Here is a 25,204-nt window from a genome sequence, read left to right as displayed (position 1 = left end):
CGGCCGCCAGGCCGGATCAGGCTATCCGGCTCAACCCCTCGAAGAACGCCACGAGGTCCCCATCCAGCTTATCGTCCACCGGCTCCGGTTGCGACGACATCTTGGCGATGACCACTTCCGTCTTCGGATTGACGTAAAGCCACTGGCCGTGGATGCCGATGCCGCAGAAGGCGCCGCTTTCGTGGCCGGTCTGGTACCACTTGTTACGGTAGCGTCCCTTCGGGAACAGGAACGCCATCGTGCCGCGCTGCCAGGCTTCATGGCTGCCGCCGGTGGCGACCGTGTCGCGCACCCAGGCTTCCGGGACGATGCGGCGGCCGTTCGCCGTGCCGCCCTGCCGCATCATCTCGCCGACACGGGCAAGATCGCGCGGCGTCATCGACATGCCGCCGGCGGTGCGCGCGGTGCCTTCCATATCGACCGTCACCGACATTTCGCTTGCGGCACCGAGCGGTTGCCACAGTTTCTCGCTGAGCAATTGGCTGACGCGCATGCCGGAAGCGCGCTCGACCAGGATGCCGAGCACATCGGAATTGGGCGAGCGGTAGCGATAGGTCCGCCCGTGCGGCTCGGCAAGGCGCTGGATCGTCATAAGGAACGCCGCGAGGCTCTCCGACCCGCCGCCGGGGTTCCACAACGTCGAGCGGCGATAGCGGGCGAAAGCGCTCTCCGGATCAAGATAAGCTTCCTCGAAATCGAGGCTGACCGTCATGTCGAGCACGTTGCGCACACTCGCATCGCCATAGGCCGAGCCCTTGGCTTCGGGAATGTATTTTGTAACCGGCGCGCTGGGGTCGAACAATCCTTCGCCTTCCAATATGCCCGCGAGGATCGCCGTCACCGACTTGCTGATCGAAAAGATGATGTGGCGGGCTCCGAACGGCATATGCGGCGCCGACCAGTCGCCGACCACTTTCCCCGCCTTGAGAATCGTCAGCCCGTCCGTGTCGGAACGCATCAGGAAGCTCTCGACGGTTTCGCTGCCGCCGGCGATCGGTATCTTTTCCTCAAGCAATGCGCCGAGCGATTTCGCCTGCTCCTCGCCGCCGGGCGCCGCCGCGACATGCGCGCTCGGCACCAGTTCGCCGACATTCTGGAAGGACCATCGGTTGAACGGCGCCAGCCGCCAGGTTTCGAGCCGCACATCCTTGCGGGCAAAGCCGTACAGGGCCTCGAACGCGGTCTTGCCGGTCATGACACTCTCCCGGATTTGCCGTTTCAGGCCAGCGCGGCGGCGATGGCATGCACCGCCTTCTGCGTCGCCACCGAATAGGCGGAGTTGAGGAAATCCGGATAGGTCGAAAGCTTCACCACGACCATCCGGTGTTCCCAGCTCATATGGATCAATTGGCCGAACACGCCGCGGCACATCAGCGAGCGCGAGCGCGAATCCTCGATCCAGAACTGGTTGCGGTAGCTGCCGTCCGGCAGGCTCGGACTGAAATTCGGCCCGTGCTTGCCGCTGCGCGTCGCCTCGATCCAGTCGGCCGGGATCACGCCGCCGCCATTGTCGAGGATCAATTGTCCGAAGCGGCCATAGTCGCGCAGCGTCGCGTTGAAGCCGCCATCGGCCAGCGCGTAGCCGGCGCTGTCGACGGTGAAGCAGGCGCTCTCATCGGCGCCGAGCTTCTGCCAGAGTTCTTCCGAGACGAGTTGCGCCAGTCGCTTGCCGCTCACCCGTTCCATGACGAAGGCGAGCACGTCGGTCTCGATCGAGCGGTACTCGAACGCCTCGCCATGCGGGCGCACTCTGTCCTTCAGCCGCAGGATCAGCTCGAACAGGTGCGACGGCCAGGCGAAGTCCGGATCGCTGCCCGGCGGGATCGGCTTCCAGCCGGTCGCGACATCGACCTGGCCGATCTCGGAATAGCGGTCGGTGTATTCCTCGGAAAAGCGCACGCCCGTCGTCATGTCGAGCACGTGCTGCACGGTGGCGCCGGCCCAGCCGGTCTCGCCGAGTTCCGGCAGATAGTCGGTGACCAGCTTGCCGGGATCGATCAGGCCCCGCCCGACCAGTATGCCGCACACCGATCCGGTGACCGACTTCGCCATCGATTGCGACAGATGCAGCGTGCGCTCGTCCATGCCGTTGAAATAGCGCTCATAGGCGACCTTGCCGTCCTTCAGCACCAGAAAGCCGTCGGCATAGGTTTCGTCGAGCAAGCCGGCGAGCGTCGTCGGCGCTCCGTTGCTGTCCACGACAGCCAAGCCATCGAGGTCGACTTCGTTGCGCTCCAGGCGATGGCGATGGCCGCTGCCGCGCCAGACCTCGACCGTCGGCAGGAATTCGCGGATGTGCTGGAAGGCCCAGCGGTTCCACGGCGGCCGGTCCCAATCGAGCTTCGGCGGCACCAGCTTCGGCGGCGAGCCCTGCATGATCGGCGGCCGCGGCTCGGAGTTGCGATAAGACGTCATAGTGTCCTCCCGGCAGACACAAGAAAGGGAGGCCGGAGCCTCCCCTCCTTCATGCGTTCCGGCAAAATTATTTGCGCAGGTTGGTCCAGATCTTGTTGTAGATCTCCACCACCTCCGGCGGGCATGGCGGCACGAATTCCGGCGTCGGCGAGCCGGCCGGAGGGCTGATTTCCGGCGAGTTGGCGAATTCCGTAGGCAGGAATTTGTGGCTGCCGGCGATGCCATTGTCGTAGCCGGCGAACTCCGAGATCAACGCCGCGTTCTCGGGCGCCATGACGAAGTCCTGGAACAGCTTGGCGTTGTCGAGGTTCTTGGCGCCCTTCAGCACCGCGACATTGTCCATCCAGCCTTCGATGCCTTCCTTCGGATAGGCATATTTGATCGCCGGGATTTTCTGCCGCGCCCGGTAGGTCGCGCCATTCCACTGCTCGGTCACGATGACGTCGCCGGCGGTGATCTTGGTGATGGTGTCGTAGCTGAACGTCTTCCACGACGGCTTGGCGGCCATCAGTATGTCGTTGACCTTCTTCAGGTTGGCCTTGTCGGCGCCGCAGCGCGGCACGCCGGCGTAGCGCTCGGCCGCATGCATGACGGAGGTGACGTCGTCGAGCATGTTGATCTGGCCCTTCAACTCATCCGGCGGGTTGAACAGGATCGCCAGCGTATCGATGTCGCCCTTGAATTTATCGGTGTTGACGGCGAACGCCGTCGTGCCGAACTGCCACGGCACCGTGTAGTGGCGGCCCGAATCCCAATAGATGTCGAGGAACCGCGGATCGATGTTCTTGCCGTTCGGCATCGCGTTGGGCTCGGTCTTTTCGAGCAGGCCCTCTTCGACCATGATCTTCACGGTGTAGTCCGACGGCACGACGATGTCGTAACCGGAATTGCCGGCGCGCACCTTGGACAACATGGTTTCGTTGGAATCATAGTCGTCCAGCGTCACCTTGACATTGTACTGCTTCTCGAACTTTTCGATCAGCTTCGGGTTGGTGTAGTCGCCCCAGTTGTAGATATGCAGTTCGCCGTCGGCGAGCGCCGGCGCTGCCGATAGCAGAACGGCCGCGGAAACGGCCGCCATCAGTTTTGCAGACATTTTATGTTCTCCTTGCCTTCCCATTGTTGTGTTGGAGTCCGTGGTCATTTTGCGCGCCGTCGCGCGATCAGGAAGGAGACCGAGACGAACAGGATCGACACCATGAGCAGGATGGTGGAGATGGCGTTGATCTCGGGCGTCATCGGTCGGCGGATCTGGTTCCAGATATACAGCGGCAGCGTCGTCTGGCCGGGACCGGCGACAAGCTGCGTGATGGTGAAATCGTCGAAGGAAACGATGAAGGCGAGCGCCCCGCCCGACATGATGCCGGGCACCAGCAGCGGCAGCGTGATGCGCCTGAAGGCATTCCACGGCGTCGCGTAAAGGTCGGCCGCCGCATATTCCAGCGTCAGGTCCATGTCCTCCAACCGCGCCCGGATCGGCATATAGGCGAAGGGGATGCAGAACACGGTGTGGGCGAGGATCAGATTGCCGATGCCGAAGTTCAGTCCGAACGTGCCGGCGATCAGCGCGAAGAAGGAGAGCGTCGCCACCGCCGTGATGATCTCGGGCACCATCAGCGGCAGGTTGATGATCATGAACGCCGCCGCAAGCCCGCGCCATGGCTTCACCCTTGTCATGCCGATCGCGGCGAGCGTCGCACAAATGGTCGAGACGATCGTCGCGGTCACCGAGATGATCAGCGTGTTGCGCGCCGCGGCATGGAATTCCCCGTTGAGGAATGCCGTGCCGTACCAGCCGAGCGTGATGCCTTCCCAATGCGTCACCAGCGAGCCGCTGTTCAGCGAGAAGACCATCAGGATCAGCACCGGCACATAGAGTACCAAGAGACAGATGATGGCGATGGTGCGGAAGCCCGGCTGGTCCTTGATGTCCATGATGCGGGGCTCAGCCATGCTGCACCTTCCCCGACGTGTTGCGGACATAGAAGTAGAGCGCGACCAGCACCGCGGCCATCAGGATCAGCGCCTGCGCACAGCCGAGCGGCCAGTTGCGGCCGGAGCCGAACTGTTGCGCAATCAGGTCGCCGATCATCAAATGGATGCCGCCGCCCAGGATCAGCGGCGTCACATAGGCGCCGAGCGCCGGGATGAAGACGAGCAGGCAGCCGGCGATGATGCCGGGCTTCGACATCGGGATGATCACCCGCCACAGCACCTGCCGGCGCGTCGCGTAAAGATCATACGCGGCTTCGATCAGCCGGAAGTCGAGCTTCTCCAGGCTCGAATAGAGCGGCAGCACCATGAACGGCAGGAAGGCGTAGAGCAGCCCGAGCTGGATGGCGAAATTGGTGTAGAGCATGGTGATCGGCTTATCGATCACACCGAGCCCGATCAGCGCGTTGTTGATCAGGCCCTCGTCGCGGATGATGAACATGATCGCCAGCGTGCGGACCAGAAGGTTCGACCAGAACGGGATGGTGATCAGAAGCACCCACCAGTTGCGCTGCGCCGGCGGCCGGGTGGCCATGAAATAGGCGGTCGGGAAACCGAGCAGCAGGCAGATGACCGTCGTCACCACCGCGAACAGGAAGGAGCGCAGGTAGATGATCAGGAAATCCGACGTGAATTGCAGCGTGTCGTCGAAAATGTCGCGTTGGAACAGGAAATTCAGATAGGCATCGGTCGAGAACTGCCACTGCACGCCGCCATAGGGCGCGGCGACCAGGAACGAATAGACGCAGATGATAAGGAGCGGCAGCACGCCGAATATGCCGATGATGATCAGCGCCGGCAGCGACAGCAGCCGGTTGCGCCGCGCGCTGGTTTTCACCGCCTGGGCTTCGAACAACGCGGCCTTGGAGAGCGTGGTCGGGGAGAGCGTGGCTGTCGTCATCAGTCCTTCAGGACGCGGGCGGCGTCCTCCTCGAACTGGATGCCGACCTTCGCGCCGGTCTCGTAGGTGACCGGCGCCGAGCGACTGTTCTGGTGGCGCACGATGAAGTTCTCGCCGCCGTCGAGCTTGACGTGATAATGCGTGTCGGTGCCGAAATAGACGATGTTGGAGAGCGTCCCGGCGACCGTTCCCTTGGCCGGATCGGGTACCAGGTCGGCGTGCTCGGGCCGCACCACCAGCGTCACCTCGCCGGTCGGATCGAAGCCTTCTGGATAACCCGCGGCGATCGTCGCGTTGCTGGCGAACTTGACCGTCGCCACGCCGGGCTTTTTCGACACCACTGTGCCAGGCAGGAAATTGGTTTCGCCGATGAAGTCGGCAACGAAGCGTTCGGCCGGCCGGTCGTAGATGTCGCGCGGCGTGCCGACCTGCAGGATCTTGCCAGCCGACATGACCGCGATGCGGTCGGACATCGTCAGCGCTTCTTCCTGGTCGTGGGTGACGAAGATGAAGGTGATGCCGGTTTCGTTCTGCAGCCGCTTCAATTCGATCTGCATTTCCTTGCGCAGCTTGTAGTCCAGAGCCGAAAGCGGCTCGTCGAGCAAAAGCACCTTCGGCTGCGGCGCCAGCGCCCGGGCCAGCGCCACGCGCTGCTGCTGGCCGCCCGAAATCTGGCTGGTGCGGCGCGCCTTCAGCGCCTCCATCTTGACCAGCTTCAGCATCTGGGCGACGCGCGCTTCGGTCTCCCCTTTCGACTTGCCGAGCATTTCCAGCCCGAAGCCGATGTTCTGCGCCACCGTCATGTGTGGGAAGAGCGCGTAGCTCTGGAAGACCGTGTTGACCGGGCGTTTGTACGGCGGCAGCGGCGCTATGTCCTGGCCATGCAGCAGGATTTCGCCGGCGGTCGGAAAATCGAAGCCGGCAATCAATCTCAGCAGCGTCGTCTTTCCGCATCCGGACGGGCCGAGCAAAGTGAAAAACTCGTTTTCGCGGATCGACACCGACACCGTGTCGAGAGCGGCTACCTGGTTTTCGCCGGTACCAAAGACCTTGCGAACACCGCGAACTTCAATCGCGTTCTTACCCGGTTGTTCCGGCACGATTACCCCATTGAGAGAGCCTGCTCTTATCGGCAGGTGTGTTCCTGTTTGATTGTCACCACAAGCCGGTCGGCTTGGCAACTGTGGAGCAGTGACTCGATCCGAGTCCCTATTCAATTAAGCAATTCCTACGCCATCGTTAGGCTTGGTAGGTGATCTTCCCCCCGCAGATGGTGGTGACCGGATGCACGGTGTGCAGCGCTTCCGGCGCGGTCGCCTCGATATCAGCCGACAAAACGACGATATCGGCGAGATATCCGGTTTTGAGGCGACCCTTGCGGTGCTCCTTGAACTCGGCGTAAGCGCCCTCGACCGTGTAGCCCGCTATTGCTTCCTGCAACGAGAAGCTCTGGTCCGGCATGCCTTCTGCCCAAGGCTTGCGCATCACTGCCGCCTGGATGGACAGGATCGGATCGACCGGCGAAACCGGCCAGTCGGACGCGAACACGACGCGCGCGCCGGCATTTTTCAGCGTGCGCCAGGCATAGCTCAGCGCCCACTTGTCGCGGCCGATGCGCGAGATCGTCGGCTCCATCGGGAAGTTCAGCGCGCCCGGCGGATGCGCCGGCTGCATTGACGCCAGAACGCCGAGTTCGGCGAAGCGCGGCACGTCGGAGGCCGTGGTTACCTCGATATGCTCGATGCGATGCCGGCTGTCGCGCCTGCCGTTCTTCTTGAGCGCCGCCTGGTAGCCGTCGAGCACCGCCCTCACCGCGCCGTCGCCGATCGAATGCACAGCGATCTGCAGGCCGCGCCTGTCGGCCTCGACCGCCACTTCGGCGAAATGCTCCGGCGAAAACAGCGGTTCGCCGCGCCATCCGGGGCGGTCGGCATAGTCGTCGACCATCACCGCCGTCCAGGAATCCAGCACACCGTCATAGAAGACCTTGACCATGCCGGACGACAGCCATTCCGAATTGTAGCTCGCGGCCATCCGCGAGGCTTTTTCCAGCATGTCCAGCTTCATGAAATTCTTGAAGTGGAACGGGATCTTGGTGCGGCAAAGCAGCCGCCCCTCTTTTTCCAGCCCGGCCAGCAGCTCGAGCTGGTAGAGATTGCCGTCCATGTTCTGGATCGAGGTGATGCCATGCTTGGCGCACCATTCAAGGCCGCGATGCATCAGGTCGCGATCGGCCGCCAGTTCCTTCGCCGAAGGATAAGGATCCGGCTCGGCGCCCTCGAGGCCGAGCCGCGTCCGGTTTGCCCCGTAATGGTCGAGGAGCGGCCCGAAGGCCTCGCCTTCGCGCAGCTCGCCCGCGGCAAGTCCGTCGGCGCCCATGACGATCTCATTGCCTTGTCCGACCTGCCTGCCATGCAGCAGCCCGGCCTCTTCCAGCGCCTTGGTGTTCGCCCACATCGTGTGGTGGTCCGAAGCCGACATGGCGAAGGGCCGGTCGGGAATGATGCGGTCGAGATCGTGGCGCGTCACCGGCTCCGGCAGGATCGCGTAGTCGACGCCGGCGCCGATCAGGAGCCTGACGTCCGGACGCCTGGCCGCGAAATCCTGGATCGCGTCGCGCAGCGCGTCGAAGCCGTGCACGCCCGCCAGATGCAGATTGTCGAGCTCGGCCGCGCCGCCGAAGAGATGCATATGCGCCTCGATGAAGCCCGGCAGGACGGAGCCGCCCTGGGCGTCGACAACCTTTGTCGCCGGTCCCTTGAGCGCTTCGATGGAAGCGCGGTCGCCGATGGCAATGATGACGCCGTCCTTGACGGCAACAGCCTCGGCGGCGGAATTGTCATCGTCCATGGTCAGCACTCGGCCGTTGACGACCACCAGATCCGCACCACCATCCGCAACCGACATCGCGACTCCACATTTGCTGAGGGACCGACAACGCCATGTCCGACGAGCCGCCGCTCCACCGGGCGACGCCATGAACAAAAGTCGATGCCGATGCGCCGTCTTCGAAATTCCCCTTGTTATCGTGGAAGACAGCGTGGATAAAGAATGCGACTGTTTATTCGCGTTTGTCAACAGCCGGAATTTGGAATGTATAGTGGACTGCACCGCTCGCCGATGGTGAGGCCGGGCGGGGAACGGGGGCAACGAGCAGTGAAGCGCAGTCTCGACCGCAAGACCAGGATAGCGCTCGAACCGCGCAAGCAGCCGCGGCAGCAACGGTCAAGCAAGCTGGTCGACAGGATTCTAGACGCGGCGCTGATCCTGACGCGCGAGCAAGGAACCAGAACGCCGACGACGCTCGCCATCGCGCAGCGCGCGGGCTTGTCGGTCGGTTCGGTTTATCAGTACTTTCCCAACAAGGAAGCCATTCTTCTGGACCTGGCCCGGCGCTGGTTGTCGTCTTTTCCTGAGGTCATCCAGAAGCGCATCGACGTCCCCCGGCCAACCAACCGCGACGAATTTCGGCGCGAAGTGCGTAAGCTCTTCATCGACACGTCCAGGCTCTATCTCGACAACGCCACCCTGATGCCGGTGATCGAGGCCATATCCGGCAATGCCGACCTGAGACCGATCCAGGACGAATACGACAAGGAGATCATCGCCCTCTACGCCGCCTGGCTGCAGCATGTGAATCCGGCTCTCGAAGACAAGATCGCCAGCCGGCTCGGCGTGCTGATGATGGAAGTCGGCCATGTCTGCCGGCTTGTCGGGCTGAAGAGGGACCGCAGGACATTCGACCTCATCGAGGACGATGTGGAAGCCATGTGGCTTGCTCTGGTGACTCCCCATCTCAACCTCGAGTGATTTTCGCGCCTCCAACTGATTTCGCACTTCCAGGGGAATTTCTATGAAAACTGTCTATTCGCCGCTTCATGCCGGCCATTCAGGCCAGATGGAACTGGTCACATCGGCGATCGTGCCGGGTTTCGAGAAGCCGTCGCGGGCCGAATTCATCAGAGCGCGGGTGGAGAGCGAGAAGCTCGGGCCGATCGTCGGACCGACCGAGCACGACCTTGCCGCCGCCAAACGCGTGCATGAAGCCCATTACATCGATTTCCTGCCGACGGTGTGGCCGGAATGGGTTGCCGCCGGCTTCAAGGGCTCGGCCATGGGCTTCACCTGGCCGACGCGCGGCTTGCGCGGCGACGTGCCGCCGAAGCGCGTCGATGCCTTGCTCGGCTATTATTCCTTCGACGCCGGCGCCACCTTCGTCGAAGGCACCTGGGCTGCGATCAAGTCCTCCTATGACGTCGCGCTGACCGCCGCCGCTTTGGTCAAGGGCGGCGAGCGCACCGCTTTCGCGCTTTGCCGCCCGCCCGGCCATCACGCCGGCGCCGCCTTCATGGGCGGCTACTGCTTCATCAACAACGCCGCCGTCGTCGCGCAGTGGTATCGCGACCAGGGCGCCAAACGCGTCTCGATCCTCGATGTCGACTACCATCACGGCAACGGCACGCAGGAGATCTTCTACCGCCGCGGCGACATCCAGGTCCTCAACCTGCATGGCGACCCGATGGTCGAGTATCCCTTCTTCCTCGGTCATGCCGACGAGCGCGGCGAAGGCGAAGGCGAAGGTTTCAACGTCAATTACCCGATGCCCTTCGGCACCAACTGGGACGGCTGGAGCGCGTCGCTGGAGGACGCCTGCGCCAGGCTCGCGGCCTACGCCCCCGATGTTGTCATCGTCTCGCTCGGCGTCGACACTTTCGAGAAGGATCCGATCAGCCAGTTCAAGCTGAAGAGCGAGGACTATCCCAAGATCGGCCGCCGCATCGCCAGGCTCGGCCTGCCCACGCTGTTCGTCATGGAGGGCGGCTACGCCGTCGAGGAGATCGGCATCAACGCCGTCGGCGTGCTGACCGGTTTCGAGGATCGCTAATGCGTGTCGCGCAAAAGTGTGCAGCGGTTTTGCGATAACGACATGCATGAAAACAAAGCCTTAAAGCGCGTCGCCTGAATCCGCTTCAGCGCGACGCGCTTTAAGCCAATCCCCTTCAAGGAGATACGCCCTCGGATGCAGCCGGGGGCGTATTTTTGCGACCCCGCCGCGAAATCATCGGCTCAATTCGGCTTTGAAATCACCGCCAAGTAACGCGAAGACCGGCTGCTGAGTCGCAAAGCGAGTCCATCAGATTCGATTTTGTCAAATCGCGTTTGATGTCGGATTCATCTGCGGGTAGATTAGACCCGAATCAGCCGGTCCATGGGGGGCGCGGCGACCACCCAAAGTCTCGAGTTCCGGCGCCAGGCCGGTACCAGACGCGGACGGTTTCGCGTTCCCTAGAGGGATTCGGCGCGGTTGGGCGCCGTTCGCGCCCGTGGGTGTGTCTTCGTAAACGTGACGCGTTTCGGGTCCGGCCGCTGGTTTTGCCAGCATCGGGCACAAGGATCGATTCCGGCAAGAATCCAAGAATTAAAATGAGCAGTCCCGCCGCGCTTCTCCAACCCGACGCTTCATCCTCGCGCCTGACATCGCGCGGCGATCTCACCAGTTTCTTCATGCAGCTTGCCGCCGATATCGGCGCCGACAGCTACATGCTGGTCGCCATCGTGCACGACCAGGACCGCAACGATGCGCGCATCGTCTCCTCGAACTGGATCTTCGACGGTATAGAGCTGATCGGCAAAAGGCTGATTGCCAACCTGGCACTGGGCCCCTTGACCGTGGCGCCGGGCGTACGCCCGAAGCCGCTGGTGGCGGCGCACGCGCCCGACGCCGGCGCATTGCTGACCGGCGAGGAAGCCCGCCTGCTCGACGTGCTCGGCCACGCCGAGATCTATTCGTTGCGGCTCAATGTCGGCCGGCAGCGCGTGTTCGTGCTGTTCTCGGCCGCCGAGGCGGGCAAGATCGACCTAGCCGCCCTGATGAAGGCGCAGATCAAATGCTGCTACGCGCTTTCCAGCATTCCGCAGCTGATCGCCGCGGCGTCCATGCAGGATCCGCTGTCGGACCGCGAGCGCGAATGCCTGTTCTGGGTTTCGGAAGGCAAGACCACCGATGAGGTGGCCGTCATCCTCGGTGTCTCGTCGAACACCGTCAACAGCTACATCACGCACGCCATCCAGAAGTTCGCGGCCAGCAACCGCGCGATGGCCATCGCGACCGCGATCAGGAGCGGCATCATTTGAAGCACGCACAGGTCAAAGAGGCCGCCGCGGCCCTTTTCAACGATCAATGCAATCCGTTCGGCGCCTTCTCGCTCGGCTCGGAGACCCATCACGCGGTCACCATTCCGGATGCCGTACGTCGCTGCCGCTGGATCGCCGTCGATATCAACGCCTCGGCCTTCGGCCTCTATTTCGTCAGCCCGTCGCCCGAGCGCGCGCGTCTCGTGGCGTGTTTCGATTCCGACTATCCCGGCACCGCTGTCGCGACCAAATTCATCTCCGGCGCCAATGGCGAGGATGTGGTGCGCCACAGCCGCATCTCGACGGCGCCGCGCTGGTGGGCCGACGACGGCACCGCCGGATCGCGGCAAGCCTTTCAGGCGCTCGCCTGGGCCGAGCCGACAGCGCCGCTGGCGCCCGGCACCAACGGCATCGCCTTTCCGGTGCATGCCGATCGCGGTCAATGCGGGCTGGTCGTCTTCCTGGGCTCGGAGATCGCGCTGTCCGACGAAACGCTGTGCGAGATCCATGCCCGCTCCTTCGCGCTTTTCGCGGCGGTCGCCCGCATCCGCCCCGGCGACACCGGCAGGACGCGCTCGATCTCCAAGCGCGAGCTCGAATGCCTGAAGCTGACCGCCAACGGCAACACCAGCGAGGACATCGCCAAGCTCCTCAAGCTCTCGGTGCATACCGCCAACCAGTACCTCACCCAGTCGACGCAGAAGCTCAACGCGGTCAACCGCAACCAGGCGGTCGCCAAGGCGTTGCGACTCGGCCTGATCGAATAGCTACACAGCCGCGGCGCCGTAAACGCGCTGCAGCAAGATTGGCTCGGCTGCAATCAAATCGTCAGGGGAATGCGAGCGGCTCGGTCCTGCGGGTGCGAGCCTCTTCGATCGCGTCCTCGAGCAAGGCCGTGTTGTGCTCGGGCGTCTCGCCGGGCTTCTCGAACGACACATAGTTGACCACCACGGACGCCTCATGCTCGGTCAGCGTAAGCTGGAAATAAACCGTCACGCCGCGCGGGCGCAGCTCGAGATCGAGCACGATGCGCGGGCTGCCGCTCCAGTCGACATGCGCCTCGCCCCCATGGCCGAGCCGCAGCTTGCCCGGCCGGAAGTAAAGCTCGGCGGCCGAATCCACCAGGTCCGAGAGGCAGGCGAAATGCTCGAGCCGGATGAAGGCGATATAGTCGGCAACGTCGATGAGCCTCAATTCGCCCACCACGGGCTCGATGGCGCTGGCGACGATCAGCTCGCGGGAGTTGGCGTGTGGTTGCCGGTCCATGGATTAGCGGCGTCCGTTCATTGGGTTGCTTTGCGCGTGGCCTTCTTCGAGTAGACGATCCGCACCAACTCGGCGACGGCCTGGTAGAATTGCGACGGGATCACGCTATCAACCGAAACTTGCTTGTACATGGAGCGCGCGAGCGCCACGTCCTCGAAGATCGGGATGTTGTTCTCCCTGGCGATCTCGCGGATCTTGAGCGCCACCAGGTCCTGCCCCTTGGCCAGCACGATCGGCGCGGAATCTTCCTCCCGCACATATTTCAGCGCGATCGAATAGTGCGTCGGGTTGGCGATCACCAGCGTCGCGCGCGGCACGGCCGTCATCATGCGCTTGCGCGCCCGGTCGCGCGCCAGCGAGCGCAGCCGCGACTTGACGATCGGATCGCCTTCCGACTGCTTCATCTCGTCCTTGACTTCCTGCTTGGTCATGCGCAGGTCGCTCCGCCAGTGGAAACGCGACCAGACGATGTCGACCACCGCGATCAGCCCCATGACGAAGACGATCGCCACCAATATGTCGACGAAGATGCCGCGTATGACCAGACCGAACGAGACCGGATTGGTGATCATGCCGGCGAGCAGCTTGCGATGATCTTGCGAGAGCGTGAAGCTCAACACCGCGATAGCGAAGCCGAGCTTGGCCAGCGACTTCAGGAATTCGACCCAGCCCTGCACGCCGAACATCCGGCTCCAGCCCTTGGCGATCGAGATGCGCGACAGCTGCGGCCTGATCCGTTCGCCGACGATTTGCGGCATGTTCTGGAACACCGAGGCACCGATGCCGGCAACCGTCAGCAGCACCAGCAGGCTGACGACGGCGCCGCCGATCTCGACCATGACCTGCTTGTAGAGCGAGATGACGTCGGTCTCGGTGTCCATCGGCCAGGCTTCCGGCTTTTCCAGGAACGTCGACAGGAACATGCCGAGATCGACGATCGCGTCCTTGGCATAGAAGACGGCGAAAACCAGTATGGCGAGGAAGGACGCAAAGATCGCGGTCTCACGCGAATGGGGCAGCTTGCCCTGTTCGATCGTGTCGCGGATCTTCTTTTCTGTGGCTTCCTCTGTTTTGGAATCCTTGTCGACCGCTTCAGCCATGGCGCTCTGACCGGGTGATTATCGTCAAGCGGCTTCGGCGGCGGCGGTCTGCGTCGAGGGCAGCTCGAAGGCTCCTTCGCGTGACAGCCGGATGGCGGCGACCGATATGCTCTTGCGCGCCGCCATGATGTCGGCAAGCGCAATGCCTTCCGATCCCTGTCCGAGTTCGGATTCGATCATGCGGCGAGAGCGCGCGCCGATCGCCGAGAGCGCCGATTCGGCGAGTTCCGGCGACGCGCCGCGCAGCGCCAGCGTGACGAGCTCGGTCGATAGCCCGTCGAACAGCAAAACCCGGGCTTTCTGCGGAAGCAGCGGCAGATCGTCGAAGGCGAACAGCCGCGATCTGACGCCGGCGAGATCGGGCGTGCCGACGTCCTCCAGGTCCTGCATGAGGTCGTCCAGTTCCGGCTTCGCCATCTCGTTGAGCATGCTGGCGACGCGTTCCTGGCCGGCGGACGTGTCCCTGCTGGCCTTCTGCGACAGCACGCTCACGCGCAGCTGGTTCTCGACGATCCGCGACGCCGCTTCCGGGACGTTGGCCATTGTCACCATGCGCTTGATGATCTGGCTGCGCATCGGTTTTTCCATGGTGAGCAGCACGTTGGCGGCCGTCTGCGACGCGAGCTTCGAAAGCACCATGGCCGACGTCTGCGGATGCTCTCCGGCAAGGAAGCCGCCAAGGCGCGCCGGATCGAGCTTCTCAAGGTCCGGCCATATCGGCGGCGGTCCTTCCGGAACCGGCTCGAACTTCTTTTCGCCCATGATGGCGCTCATCTCCTCGGGCGACAGCGATTCGTTCAGGATCGTATCCATCCGGTCGGCTGAATCGAGCAGGCCGGCGCCCTCGGTGAACTCGGCTTCGAACTCAGCGACGATGCGCTCCAGGTCGGCCTGTGGAATGGTGCGTAAGAGACGCGCGCCTTCGATCAGCGCCTTCAACTCGTCCTGTTTGAAGAATTTGAGCAGGCGGCTCGCCGCGGGCTTGCCCATGGCCACCAATATGGCCGCCGCCTTTTGCGGACGTGTGAGCGCCAATGCCGTCGTCATGCGTGCTGTCCTCGCTGCCGATTGGTCCGCTCGCCGGCCATTCTCAGGCGCTCTTCGTCGCGGCGATGATTTCGGTGAGCCGGATGCCGAAACGCGTCGGATCGCTTTCCAGCACCGTGATCTCGCCGCGCGCTATTCTGCGGCCGTTGACCACGACGTCGACCGGCTCGCCGATGCGGCGATTGAGCGCGACGGTGGAACCTTTCTGCAGCGCCATCAACTCCGACACGGGCATCTCCGTGCTGCCGAGGATGATCTGCACGTCTACCGGAATGGTCATGATGATCGAGGAATTGGCGCCAGACCGAAGCGCAGCGTCCGGACGGCCCTCCTCTTCACGGAGCACGCCGCGCAGTTCTTCGATAGCGCGATCAAGCTGCTCGCTAGGTTGGCCGGTTTCCGTTTCGGCCTCGGCTTCCACATTTGTCGCTGCCATGCTTCGTCTCCATGAATCCCGGGCCTGGCGTCAGCCCGGCATCAGTCCGTCGATGAAATCCTGCCCGGCATCATGCGGATGACTGATGCGGACGGTGTAATTCTGCCCCAGCTTGCCGAACTCGCAGACAAACAGTGTCTTGTCGCGGGCGCTGAGCCTGGCGTTGAGCTGCGCGTTGTCCTCGAATTCGATCACCTGGCCGGGTTCGAACGCGGCGAGGTCGCCGAGCGTCAGCCGGGCGAGCGGCATCGTCGCTTCGAGCCGGACGGTCGAGCGCATCACCTCTTCGGAGAAGCGGGCTCGCCAGTCGAATTCCGTGGTCTCGCCGTCCTCGCCCGTGGCGACGTCGCCGCTGCGCGAGGAAAGCAGCAAGCGCTGCGGGATCATCACCGTGAGCGTGCCGCTGTCGGACGGCGTCGACAGGCCATAGACGATGCGCACGGCGGCGCCGTCGCGCAGCACCCGCCGCCTCGCATCGTTGCCGGACATTGCTTTCGGCACCGGCAGGCGCAGGTCGAGCGAACGTTTGCCGGATCCGTTGAGTGCCGTCGCAACCTCCTGGAACACGCTGGTCGCGACATCGGCCTCGATCTGCGACAGGTCGCGCTCGATCGGCGCCACCGGCTGGTCGGGATCGCCGCCGAACAGCGCGCTCACCATGACGGCGACCGCTTGCGCATCCATCACCAGCGTCATGGCGTCGGCCGAGGCCGGCGAGGCAACAACGGTCAGCGCAAAGGCATCGCCGGCGCGCGAACGCGCCTCGGGAACGCGGCCGACCTCCACCACTTGCAGATCGACGATCACTGGCGCGCCGAGCTCGCCCGCAAGCGCCTTCTGCAGCACCGGCAGCGCCCGTTCGGCCATGCCGCGGCCGACGCCGATCACCTGCGCCGCCTCGCCGCTGTCGCCGACGAGCCGCTCGATGATCAACTCCCGGGTTTGCGAAGGACTGCCCGGACTTGTCATGACGGCAGGCGGCCCTGTCTCGGATGCAGCATGCTCAGGCCGCCTTCTTCTCGGCGGAGCCGGCGTTCATGGTGCTCTGCTCGACGGCATCGATCGTCGGACGCTCGTAGGAAGAGATGGTCTTGCGGCCGAATTCGATCGCCACCTGCGGCAAGGCGCCGTTCATATACGCAAGCAGCGTCTGCTTGACGATGATGTAGAGGCGATTCTTCTTTTCGCGCACCGTCTTGATCTTGGTGGCGACCGGACCGACCACCGCGTAGGACAGGAAGATGCCGAGGAAGGTCCCGACGAGTGCCGCGCCGATAAGGCCGCCGAGGATTTCGGGCGACTGGTCCAACGCACCCATCGCCTTCACCACGCCGAGCACGGCCGCCACGATCCCCAGCGCCGGCAGGCCGTCGCCGACCGCGACCATCGCGTGATAGGCTTTCAGCTTGTCGGTGCGGATCGTCTGGATCTCTTCGTCCATCAGCGCTTCGATCTCATGCGAGCGGGCATTGCCGATGATGATGATGCGGCAGTAGTCGCAGATGAAATTCGTCAGGTCGTGGTTCTTCAGCACGGTCGGAAAAGCCTGGAAGATGGCCGACTCCTCCGGATTGTCGATATGCGCCTCGACTTCGCTGCGCGACTTCGAGCGCAGTTCGCGCATCAGGCTGTGCAGGACGCCCAGCGTCTCGAGGTAGTCGCGCTCCTTCGGCACCGCCTGCTTGAATGCTTCGAGAATACCCTTGCCGGTATCCTTGACGGTCTTCATCGGATTGGCGACGAGGAAGGTGCCGAGCGCAGCGCCGCAGATCACCACCGCTTCCCATGGCTGCATCAGCACATGCAGATGCCCGCCCATGGCCATGAAGCCGCCGAGGACGCAGCCGAGCGTCACCACAAGTCCGATCAGAATGCCCACGACAGGTCCTTCCGCATGTCACGTCGTGATCAGGGATAGTCCTCGTGCCTTGTGTGAGGCTTGAATCGAAGGCCGCGAACGCGATTCAGCTTCGCGCAAGGAAGTGACGTTATTGTGCAGGGATAGCTTCGGCCGGAGGCGTGTCCTTGCTCAGTACCTACACCAGCTACCAGTTGATCGCGAAAGACATCAACAAATCGATCGTCCAGGTTGAGAAACAGCCGATGGTCGATCGCGATACGCAGTATTATCTGGCCAATATCGGCAAGGTTACATCGATCGACGATTTCGTAAACAATGATCGCCTGTTCAAATATGCCATGAAGGCTTACGGGCTGGAGGACATGGACTATGCCAAGGCCTTCATGGTCAAGGCGCTGAAGGAAGGCATCTCCGACGCCGACAGCTTCGCCAACAAGCTGACCGACAAGCGCTACGCCCAGTTCGTCGCTGCCTTCAACTTCGCCACCGATGGCACCAGTGCGACGATCTACAACCCGACACAGCAGCAGGTTACGGCGAACTACGCTACACAGGCCGAGATCGCCGGCCTTGATCCGGATTCGGACTATGTAAAAGGCGAGACGACCTACTATCTCGCCAACATCACCAAGGTGAAGTCGATCGACGATCTGATGTCGAACGACCGGCTCTACACTTACGCGCTGGCCGCATTCGGCCTGGATTCGGCCACCGAGGACAAGGACCTCATCAAGTCCGTCCTGCAAGGCGGCGTGAAGGATCCCGACAGCGTCGCCAACCAGCAAACCAACAAGGCCTATGCCGGGCTCGCCGCCGCTTTCAACTTCGCACAGTACGGCGACACGACCACCACTCGCGTTGCGGCGCAGCAGCCGACCGTCGACATGTATCTGCGCCAGACATTGGAAGAGAATGCCGGCCAGACCAACGAAGGCGTGCGGCTGGCGCTTTATTTCCAGCGCAAGGCGCCCGACATCACCAGCTGGTACGACGTGCTCGCCGACACCGCTTTAGCCAGCGTGGTCCGCGCAGCGCTCGGCCTGCCCGATTCCTTTGCCACCGCCGACATCGACAAGCAGGCGCAGCTCTTCGAGCAGAAGCTCGACATCTCGGACTTCTCCGACCCCGAGAAGCTCAGCAAGTTCCTGACCCGCTTCACCAGCATGTACGAGATCAACCACCCGACCTCGACGGCGGTGACGTCTGTCAGCGTGCTCTTCGCGCAGCCGACCAGTGTCGGCATCTCCACCGATCTGATGATGGCCATGCAGCAGTTGAAGTTCTGAGAAGATCATGCAGGACAGTCTTTACGTCGCCCTTTCCTCGCAGATCGCGCTCGAGCGCCGTCTCGACACCATCGCCGATAACGTCGCCAACGCCTCGACCATCGGATTTCGCGCCACCGGCGTGAAGTTCGAGGACGTGGTCTCGGGCACCGGGCCGAAGTCGGTCTCCTTCGCCTCCTCCGGCAAGACCTACCTTTCCGGCGCGCATGGCGCGCTGACCGAAACCGGCAATCCGTTCGACTTCGCCATCCAGGGCGACGCCTGGTTCGCCATCGAGACACCCGCCGGCACGGTGATGACGCGCGACGGCCGCTTCTCCATGAACGAGAACGGCGAACTGATGTCGACCGAAGGCTATCCGGTGCTGGACGGCGGCGGCGCTCCGATCCAGCTCGATCCGCGCAACGGCCCGCCCAAGGCGGGCGCCGACGGCTCGCTCAGGCAGAACGACCAGTTGGTCGGCGCCATCGGTCTCTACAATTTCGACCCCGGCGAGAATTTCGTCCGCTACGGCAATTCGGGCATCGTTCCGGCGCGCACGCCCGAACCCGTCACCGATCGCTCGGACGTCGGCGTCGCTCAAGGATTTCTGGAAGAGTCGAACGTCAACCCGGTGCTGGAAATGACCCGGCTGATCCAGGTGCAGCGCGCTTTCGAGAACACGGCGGCGCTGATGCGGCAGACCGATTCCTCCACCGACGACGCGATCAAGACGCTTGGCTCGAAGTGACGGCATGACGAACGGCTCGTCCTTGTTGCGCGCTTCCGATAGCCCGGCGGATACCGGACGTGCCGACAGGCTGGCCGCGCTCGAACGCGTCTGGCAGCGGTTCGACGATCCGCAGGTGCTGCTTTCGCGCGGCGGCCGCGTCGTCGAGATATCGCCGACACATTACAAGGTCCGTGGCCTGTCCGGGATTGCCAGGCTCGGCGACATCGTCGAGCAGCGGGGCAAGGCCGGCGCACGCCGCGGCGAGATCGTCAAGATCGGCAGCGACGAGGTGGTGGTCGCGCCTTTCGAACGCAGCACCGATGCCGGAATCGGCGATGCCGTCTTTCGCCGCGGCCCACTCGCGGTCACGCCGCATGTCTCCTGGCGCGGGCGCGCGATCGACGCCTTGACCCGCGTCATTGACGGCGGTCCGCCGCTGGTCAGGCCGAATGCAGCCGATGCCGCGCATAGCGCGACGCCCGGCGCCCTGGCGCGCCAGCGCGTCGGCACCGGCTTCCTCACCGGCGTCAGGGTGATCGACATCTTCACGCCGCTCTGCTTCGGCCAGCGGCTTGGCATCTTCGCCGGTTCTGGCGTCGGCAAATCGACGCTGCTTGCGATGCTGGCCGGCGCCGAGGCTTTCGATACGGTGGTCGTGGCGCTGATCGGCGAGCGCGGCCGCGAGGTGCGCGAATTCCTCGAGGATACGATCGGCGCCCAGAGCATGGCCAAGACCGTCGCCGTCGTCGCCACCAGCGATGAAAGCGCCATGATGCGCCGGCGCGCGCCCGACACGGCCATGTGCGTGGCTGAGCATTTCCGCGACCAGGGCCATCGCGTGCTGCTGGTGCTGGACTCCATCACGCGTTTCGCGCATGCGTTGCGTGAGGTGGCGACCGGAACGGGCGAGCCGCCAGTCGCGCGCGGCTATCCGGCGTCGGTCTTCACCGACCTGCCGAAATTGCTCGAACGCGCCGGGCCGGGGGCCGAAGGCCCCGGGGTTAAAGGTAGGGGTTCGATCACCGCCATCATTTCCGTGCTGGTCGACGGCGACGACCACAATGATCCGGTCGCCGACTCGGTGCGCGGCATCCTCGACGGCCATGTCGTGCTCGACCGCGCGCTCGCCGAGCAGGGTCGTTATCCGCCGGTCAATCCGCTGTCGTCGATCTCGCGCCTTGCCGACAAGGCCTGGAGCGCCGAGCAGCGCATGCTGGTGACAAGGCTGAAATCGATGATCGCGCGCTTCGAGGATACACGCGACATCCGTCTGCTGGGCGCTTACCAGAGCGGCGCCGATGCCGAGCTCGACAACGCGGTGCGCCAGGTGCCGCTGATTTACGAGGCGCTCACGCAGTCGCCGAGGGACCGCGCATCGGCCGATCCGTTCGCCGACCTCGCCCGCCATCTCAAGGGGAAGCTGAATGGCGATCAAGGAGACTGATCTCCAATACACCGAGCGCATGCTGCGCGACATGCTTGCAGAGGCCGAGGCGGCGGAAAGAGCCGAGGCCGACGCGGCAAGACCTGCCAAGGACAAGGCCGCGCGCGCCAAGGCTGAGAAAGCAACCGCGCTTCTGACCAAAGCCGGTAGGCCGCGTCCGCCGCGGACATCCGCCACAAGTACCGCCGACGTTGCACAAGCCAGCCGCGATTCGTTGCTCGACGGCCTTTTTCCCCGCGCCGAATGGCCCGAGCCGCCGAAAGCCCAGTTCCCGCGCCTCACCGACAAGAGCGCTGACCGCCGCAGCGATTTTGTCATCGCCGCGCTCGGCATCACGCTCGGCCTGATCTGCGCGCTGTTCCCCTGGTATATCTTCTTCAACCAGGAGCAGTTCGGCGTTCAGGCGATCAAGTTCGGCGGCAGCGGCGGCAATTCCGGACGCGCCGGCGGTGGCGTCGTGGCCGAACGCAGCGGACCGCTGACGGCCAAGGACGTTCCCAATGCCGATATCGACCTGTTCGCCACCGGAACGGTGCAGGACGACCTCGCGCCGCCGCCCGGCGACCAGCCCTTCCCGGCCGCCGCCTCGGAATTCAAGATGGTGCATGTCGCCAACGGCCGCGCCATGATCGAGGACGATACCGGTCTGTGGATCGTCCAGCGCGGCTCTGTCCTGCCCGATTCCAGCCGCGTCGCCTCGATCGAGCAGCGCGGCGGCAAGTGGGTGATCGTCACCAGCACCGACAAGGTGATCCAGCTCTCCAAGTAAGAACCCGGGCCTTACAGCTCGTCCCGCGCAAGGTCCGCGCAAGACTGGCCGCCTAGTCTTGTGCGTACTTGCCCGGGAGATTCCCATGGAACCCGTAAATCTTTTCGATCTTGCCACGCGGCAATCGCAATGGCTGGCCGTGCGCCAGTCGGCGATTGCCTCGAATATCGCCAATGCCAACACGCCGGGCTACACGGCCAATGACGTCGAGCCCTTCGAAAAGGTCCTCGACCGCACCGCGGTGACGCTTGCCGCCACGCAGGCTGGCCACCTTGGCGCCGAAACGGCCCATGCCGGCTTCAACGTCAAGCCGGAAGACGCTGACGGCGCGATCATGCCGTCGAAGAACACCGTGGTCCTCGAGCAGGAGCTGATGAAGGCCGGCGAGGTCCGCCGCTCCTTCGAGCTCAACACGGCGATCGTCAAGGCCTTCCATTCGATGATGACGATGGTGGTGAAGAGCTGATCATGGACGCGCTGACTGCAGCCCTCAAAGTCGCGGCTTCCGGTCTCGGCGCCCAGTCGGAGCGCCTGCGTGTGGTCTCGGAAAACCTAGCCAACGCCCAATCGACCGGCAGCACGCCGGGCGCCGAGCCCTATCGTCGCAAGACGATCACCTTCCAGTCCGAGGTCGACCGCGCAACCGGGGGCTCGCTGGTGGAAGTCAGCGCGATCTCCCGCGATCCTTCGGACTTCCCGATCGAATTCCAGCCCGGCAACGAAGCCGCCGACAACAAAGGGTACGTCAAGATGCCCAACGTCAACACGTTGGTCGAAATGGCCGACATGAGCGAGGCGAACCGCTCCTACGAAGCCAACCTGCAGGTCATCAAGCAGGCTCGCGATCTGATTTCCATGACCATCGACCTGATGAGGAACCAGTAATGATCGGCGGTATCGGGGCAATACAATTCAAAACGGCGGTCGATGGAGCGGAACAGGCTTCACCGGGTCTGCTGCGGGGCGGTGTCGGAACGCAGGCCGGCGAAAGCGTCGGCAGCACCTTCGCCGAAGTCCTCGGCCAGGCGGCGACGAAGACCGTCAACACGCTGCAGGGCGCAGAGCAGATGTCGATACAGGCGCTCAAGGGCGATGCCGACACGCGCCAGGTCGTCGATGCTGTGCTGAGCGCCCAGCAGGCGCTGCAGACCACCATCGCGATCCGCGACAAGGTCGTCTCGGCCTATCTCGAAATCAGCCGCATGAGTATCTAGGAGCGCGTCATGAAAGCCCTCGCCATCGCCGCCACAGGCATGAACGCCCAGCAGACCAACCTGGAAGTCATCGCCAACAACATCGCCAACATCAACACCACCGGCTACAAGCGGGCGCGGGCCGAATTCTCCGACCTGCTCTACCAGGTCGACCGCACGCAGGGCGTGCCCAACCGCTCCAATACCTCGCTGGTGCCGGAAGGCGTCTCGATCGGTCTTGGCGTCAAGACGACGGCGGTGCGCAACGTCCACACGCAAGGTGAATTGGCCAGCACCGGCAACAGCTTCGACCTGGCATTGACCGGCAGGGGCTGGTTCCAGATCGAGGGTGCCGACGGCGGCACGCTCTATACCCGCGCCGGCGCCTTCAACACCAATGCCACCGGGCAGCTCGTGACCGCCGACGGCGCCAACGTCATCCCCGCCATCACCGTGCCGACCGACGCCATCGAGGTGATCGTCAACAAGACCGGCCAGGTCTTTGCCCGCATCGACGGCCAGACCAATTTGCAGCTGCTTGGCCAGCTTCAGATCGTCAACTTCGCCAATGAGGCGGGTCTGGCGCCGCTCGGCGACAACCTTTTCCAGGAAACGGCTGCCTCCGGCCCGGCCAATGTCGGCGTTCCCGGCGATCCGGGCTTCGCCACGATCCAGCAGGGCTATCTCGAGTCTTCCAACGTCGATCCAGTCAAGGAAATCACCGAGCTGATCTCTGCCCAGCGCGCCTACGAAATGAATTCCAAGGTCATCCAGGCCGCCGACGACATGGCCTCGGTGGTCTCCAAGAACATCAGGTAACGGATGATGGCCGGGCCGATCTCCTCCGCACTCCGTCGCGCCGCGCTGGCCACCGCCCTGGTGGCCGCCGGCATGCCGGCTTTCGCGCAGGACGCGACCGGCCAGTCGGCGAACCAGATCGCCGCCGGCCAGGCCGTCGGCGAGGCCGTGCTGATCCCCAACCGGGTCATCTATCCCGGCGAGACCATCGAGCCCGCCTCGCTCAAGCAGGTGACGCTCATCCCCGGCAAGCACAAGCCGGACGGCATGGCGACGCGCTCCGAGGAACTCCAGGGCAAGGTCGCCAAGCGCACGCTTCTGCCCGGCCGGTATATTCCGGTCAGCGCCATCCGCGACGCCTGGCTGGTCGAGCAGGGCGCTTCCGTGCAGGTCTATTTCACCGCCGGCGCGCTCACCATTTCGGCCGCCGGCGTCACGCTGCAGCCAGGCGCCGCAGGCGACCAGATCAAGATCCGCAACGTCGACAGCGGCAAGATCATCTCGGGCACGGTGATGGCCGACGGCACCATCCAGGTCGGCGCTTCGTGATGCGGGTGCTTGTCCTCCTGCTGAGCGCGGCCATCGGCCTTCAGCCGGCATTGGCGGACGGTCTGACGCCCAAGGCCAAGCGCGAGCTGGCGCAGAAAAACGGCGGCGTCTACGACGATCCGGAATACGATCCGGCCACCACCCAGCGCATGTTCCGGGTCTCCACCGGGCCAAGCACGCTGCCGCCCGGCCAGGTCGCGGCGCGCATCAAGGACATCGCCCAGCTGCAGAGCGCGCGCGACAACCAGCTCGTCGGCTACGGCCTGGTCATCGGCCTCGCCGGAACCGGCGACAGCCTGCGCAACTCGCCCTTCACCGAACAGTCGATCCGCGCCATGCTGGAAAATCTCGGCATCGCCACCGAAGGCGGCAGCGCGCGCGCCAAGAACGTGGCCGCCGTCATCGTCACCGCCAACATGCCGCCCTTCGTCCAGTCGGGCAGCCGCATCGACATCGACGTCTCCTCGATGGGCGACGCCACCTCGCTCGCCGGCGGCACGCTGGTGATGACGCCGCTGAAGGCAGCCGATGGCGAGATCTATGCCGTCGGACAGGGCTCGGTGATCGTCGGCGGCTTCACCGCCCAGGGCCAGGCCGAGCAGTTGACTCAAGGCGTGCCGACCGCCGGCCGCGTGCCGAACGGCGCCATCGTCGAGCGTTCGGTGCCGGCCGAATTCGACGACCAGGGCGTGTTGACGCTGCAATTGCGCAATCCCGATTTCTCCACCGCCATCCGCATCGCCGACGCCATCAACGATTACACCTCGCAGCGCTTCGGCATGCGGGTCGCCGCCGAACGCGACGCCCGCACGGTGCAGATCAGGCGGCCGAAGAATGTCTCCGCCGCGCGTTTTTATGCCGAGATCGAAAATCTGGTCGTCGAATCCGACGCCCCTGCCCGCGTCGTCATCGACGAACGCACCGGCACCATCGTCATCGGCAGCAATGTCAGGATCTCGCGCGTGGCGATCAGCCATGGCACGCTTACGGTGCGCATCACCGAAGCGCCGAAGGTGGTCCAGCCGGAACCCTTCTCCAGAGGCGAGACCGCGGTCGAGCCTTTCACCGCCATCGAGGCAAGCCGGCCCGACGCGCGCGTCGCCGTGCTCGACGGTCCCGACCTCGAAACGCTCGTTTCCGGCCTCAATCGCCTCGGCGTGAAGCCCGACGGCATCATCGCCATCCTGCAAGGCATCAAATCGGCCGGCGCCCTGCAGGCCGACCTGGTTCTCCAATAGGCACGCCGATGACCCCACTTTCCTCCCCAACACGCCGCCGTCACCTGAGCTTCTGCGCCATC

Annotated in this window: 27 protein-coding genes; 14 read left to right on the top strand and 13 right to left on the bottom strand. The window is 64.0% G+C overall.

Annotated features, from left to right (window positions below; all coding sequences use genetic code 11):
- Positions 1 to 16: 16 nt before the first annotated feature.
- The 7 genes from FJ957_RS01080 to FJ957_RS01050 all read right to left on the bottom strand — a co-directional run bounded on the left by FJ957_RS01080 (position 17) and on the right by FJ957_RS01050 (position 8,215).
- Positions 17 to 1,195: a serine hydrolase gene (locus FJ957_RS01080; protein WP_140827541.1), complete on the bottom strand. Its 1,179-nt coding sequence runs from the start codon at positions 1,193 to 1,195 to the stop codon at positions 17 to 19.
- A gap of 23 nt (positions 1,196 to 1,218) precedes the next feature.
- Positions 1,219 to 2,415 (bottom strand): serine hydrolase, encoded by a 1,197-nt coding sequence (locus FJ957_RS01075; protein ID WP_140827539.1) that lies wholly within the window; start codon positions 2,413 to 2,415, stop codon positions 1,219 to 1,221.
- A 67-nt stretch (positions 2,416 to 2,482) separates the two neighbouring features.
- Complete coding sequence (locus FJ957_RS01070; protein WP_181180461.1) at positions 2,483 to 3,511, bottom strand: extracellular solute-binding protein; 1,029 nt, start codon at positions 3,509 to 3,511, stop codon at positions 2,483 to 2,485.
- Between the two features lie 44 nt (positions 3,512 to 3,555).
- Complete coding sequence (locus tag FJ957_RS01065) at positions 3,556 to 4,368, bottom strand: ABC transporter permease (RefSeq protein WP_140827538.1); 813 nt, start codon at positions 4,366 to 4,368, stop codon at positions 3,556 to 3,558.
- On the bottom strand, positions 4,361 to 5,308 hold the full coding sequence (locus tag FJ957_RS01060; RefSeq protein ID WP_140827537.1) for an ABC transporter permease: 948 nt from the start codon (positions 5,306 to 5,308) through the stop codon (positions 4,361 to 4,363). Before FJ957_RS01060 ends, FJ957_RS01065 begins: the two co-directional genes overlap by 8 nt.
- Complete coding sequence (locus FJ957_RS01055; RefSeq protein WP_140827535.1) at positions 5,308 to 6,408, bottom strand: ABC transporter ATP-binding protein; 1,101 nt, start codon at positions 6,406 to 6,408, stop codon at positions 5,308 to 5,310. The genes FJ957_RS01060 and FJ957_RS01055 overlap by 1 nt, the downstream gene beginning before the upstream one ends.
- 139 nt (positions 6,409 to 6,547) lie before the next feature.
- On the bottom strand, positions 6,548 to 8,215 hold the full coding sequence (locus FJ957_RS01050; RefSeq protein ID WP_140827533.1) for an amidohydrolase: 1,668 nt from the start codon (positions 8,213 to 8,215) through the stop codon (positions 6,548 to 6,550).
- Positions 8,216 to 8,464: 249 nt separating this feature from the next.
- Between FJ957_RS01050 and FJ957_RS01045 the strand changes: the two genes are divergently transcribed.
- The 4 genes from FJ957_RS01045 to FJ957_RS01025 all read left to right on the top strand — a co-directional run bounded on the left by FJ957_RS01045 (position 8,465) and on the right by FJ957_RS01025 (position 12,210).
- The gene (locus FJ957_RS01045) at positions 8,465 to 9,118 is read left to right on the top strand and encodes a TetR/AcrR family transcriptional regulator (RefSeq protein ID WP_140827531.1); all 654 of its coding nucleotides are present in this window, start codon (positions 8,465 to 8,467) and stop codon (positions 9,116 to 9,118) included.
- A 43-nt stretch (positions 9,119 to 9,161) separates the two neighbouring features.
- Complete coding sequence (locus tag FJ957_RS01040) at positions 9,162 to 10,193, top strand: histone deacetylase family protein (RefSeq protein ID WP_140827529.1); 1,032 nt, start codon at positions 9,162 to 9,164, stop codon at positions 10,191 to 10,193.
- Positions 10,194 to 10,732: 539 nt separating this feature from the next.
- Positions 10,733 to 11,443 carry a helix-turn-helix transcriptional regulator gene (locus FJ957_RS01030; protein WP_140827527.1) on the top strand — a complete coding sequence of 237 codons (711 nt, stop codon included), beginning with the start codon at positions 10,733 to 10,735 and terminating at the stop codon, positions 11,441 to 11,443.
- Complete coding sequence (locus FJ957_RS01025; RefSeq protein ID WP_140827525.1) at positions 11,440 to 12,210, top strand: helix-turn-helix transcriptional regulator; 771 nt, start codon at positions 11,440 to 11,442, stop codon at positions 12,208 to 12,210. The genes FJ957_RS01030 and FJ957_RS01025 overlap by 4 nt, the downstream gene beginning before the upstream one ends.
- Before the next feature lie 61 nt (positions 12,211 to 12,271).
- Here FJ957_RS01025 and FJ957_RS01020 read toward each other — a convergent pair whose 3' ends face one another.
- The 6 genes from FJ957_RS01020 to motA are packed head-to-tail and all read right to left on the bottom strand — an operon-like array spanning position 12,272 to position 17,171.
- A complete protein-coding gene (locus tag FJ957_RS01020; RefSeq protein WP_140827524.1) occupies positions 12,272 to 12,709 on the bottom strand; it encodes a hypothetical protein in 438 nt (145 codons plus the stop codon).
- A gap of 17 nt (positions 12,710 to 12,726) precedes the next feature.
- Positions 12,727 to 13,809 (bottom strand): flagellar biosynthesis protein FlhB, encoded by a 1,083-nt coding sequence (gene flhB, locus FJ957_RS01015; protein ID WP_140827522.1) that lies wholly within the window; start codon positions 13,807 to 13,809, stop codon positions 12,727 to 12,729.
- A 24-nt stretch (positions 13,810 to 13,833) separates the two neighbouring features.
- A complete protein-coding gene (locus tag FJ957_RS01010; protein ID WP_140827520.1) occupies positions 13,834 to 14,856 on the bottom strand; it encodes a flagellar motor switch protein FliG in 1,023 nt (340 codons plus the stop codon).
- Between the two features lie 43 nt (positions 14,857 to 14,899).
- Positions 14,900 to 15,292, bottom strand: a complete 393-nt coding sequence (gene fliN, locus FJ957_RS01005; RefSeq protein ID WP_140827519.1) for a flagellar motor switch protein FliN — start codon at positions 15,290 to 15,292, stop codon at positions 14,900 to 14,902.
- Positions 15,293 to 15,322: 30 nt separating this feature from the next.
- The gene (locus FJ957_RS01000) at positions 15,323 to 16,261 is read right to left on the bottom strand and encodes a FliM/FliN family flagellar motor switch protein (RefSeq protein ID WP_140827517.1); all 939 of its coding nucleotides are present in this window, start codon (positions 16,259 to 16,261) and stop codon (positions 15,323 to 15,325) included.
- A gap of 34 nt (positions 16,262 to 16,295) precedes the next feature.
- Entirely contained in the window at positions 16,296 to 17,171 is an 876-nt protein-coding gene (gene motA, locus FJ957_RS00995) for a flagellar motor stator protein MotA (protein WP_140642105.1), read from the bottom strand.
- Between the two features lie 146 nt (positions 17,172 to 17,317).
- Between motA and FJ957_RS00990 the strand changes: the two genes are divergently transcribed.
- The 10 genes from FJ957_RS00990 (at position 17,318) to FJ957_RS00945 (ending at position 25,142) form a co-directional block, all read left to right on the top strand.
- On the top strand, positions 17,318 to 18,439 hold the full coding sequence (locus FJ957_RS00990) for a DUF1217 domain-containing protein (RefSeq protein WP_140827515.1): 1,122 nt from the start codon (positions 17,318 to 17,320) through the stop codon (positions 18,437 to 18,439).
- Between the two features lie 7 nt (positions 18,440 to 18,446).
- Complete coding sequence (gene flgF / locus FJ957_RS00985; protein WP_140827514.1) at positions 18,447 to 19,169, top strand: flagellar basal-body rod protein FlgF; 723 nt, start codon at positions 18,447 to 18,449, stop codon at positions 19,167 to 19,169.
- Positions 19,170 to 19,173: 4 nt separating this feature from the next.
- Positions 19,174 to 20,595, top strand: a complete 1,422-nt coding sequence (fliI, locus tag FJ957_RS00980; RefSeq protein ID WP_140827512.1) for a flagellar protein export ATPase FliI — start codon at positions 19,174 to 19,176, stop codon at positions 20,593 to 20,595.
- Positions 20,576 to 21,364 (top strand): hypothetical protein, encoded by a 789-nt coding sequence (locus tag FJ957_RS00975; protein ID WP_140827510.1) that lies wholly within the window; start codon positions 20,576 to 20,578, stop codon positions 21,362 to 21,364. The genes fliI and FJ957_RS00975 overlap by 20 nt, the downstream gene beginning before the upstream one ends.
- 85 nt (positions 21,365 to 21,449) lie before the next feature.
- On the top strand, positions 21,450 to 21,830 hold the full coding sequence (gene flgB / locus FJ957_RS00970; RefSeq protein ID WP_140827508.1) for a flagellar basal body rod protein FlgB: 381 nt from the start codon (positions 21,450 to 21,452) through the stop codon (positions 21,828 to 21,830).
- Between the two features lie 2 nt (positions 21,831 to 21,832).
- Positions 21,833 to 22,249 carry a flagellar basal body rod protein FlgC gene (gene flgC, locus FJ957_RS00965; protein WP_140827507.1) on the top strand — a complete coding sequence of 139 codons (417 nt, stop codon included), beginning with the start codon at positions 21,833 to 21,835 and terminating at the stop codon, positions 22,247 to 22,249.
- Positions 22,249 to 22,578 carry a flagellar hook-basal body complex protein FliE gene (locus FJ957_RS00960; RefSeq protein WP_140827505.1) on the top strand — a complete coding sequence of 110 codons (330 nt, stop codon included), beginning with the start codon at positions 22,249 to 22,251 and terminating at the stop codon, positions 22,576 to 22,578. Before flgC ends, FJ957_RS00960 begins: the two co-directional genes overlap by 1 nt.
- 9 nt (positions 22,579 to 22,587) lie before the next feature.
- Positions 22,588 to 23,376, top strand: coding sequence for a flagellar basal-body rod protein FlgG (gene flgG, locus FJ957_RS00955; protein ID WP_140827503.1), 789 nt, complete (start codon positions 22,588 to 22,590; stop codon positions 23,374 to 23,376).
- 6 nt (positions 23,377 to 23,382) lie between these two features.
- The gene (gene flgA, locus FJ957_RS00950) at positions 23,383 to 23,904 is read left to right on the top strand and encodes a flagellar basal body P-ring formation chaperone FlgA (protein ID WP_181180460.1); all 522 of its coding nucleotides are present in this window, start codon (positions 23,383 to 23,385) and stop codon (positions 23,902 to 23,904) included.
- A 149-nt stretch (positions 23,905 to 24,053) separates the two neighbouring features.
- A complete protein-coding gene (locus FJ957_RS00945; RefSeq protein ID WP_226892228.1) occupies positions 24,054 to 25,142 on the top strand; it encodes a flagellar basal body P-ring protein FlgI in 1,089 nt (362 codons plus the stop codon).
- Positions 25,143 to 25,204 lie beyond the last annotated feature (62 nt).

The sequence above is a fragment of the Mesorhizobium sp. B2-4-6 genome (genome assembly GCF_006442775.1).
In the GTDB taxonomy this organism is placed as follows: domain Bacteria; phylum Pseudomonadota; class Alphaproteobacteria; order Rhizobiales; family Rhizobiaceae; genus Mesorhizobium.
This window is presented reverse-complemented; position numbering and strand designations above follow the sequence as displayed.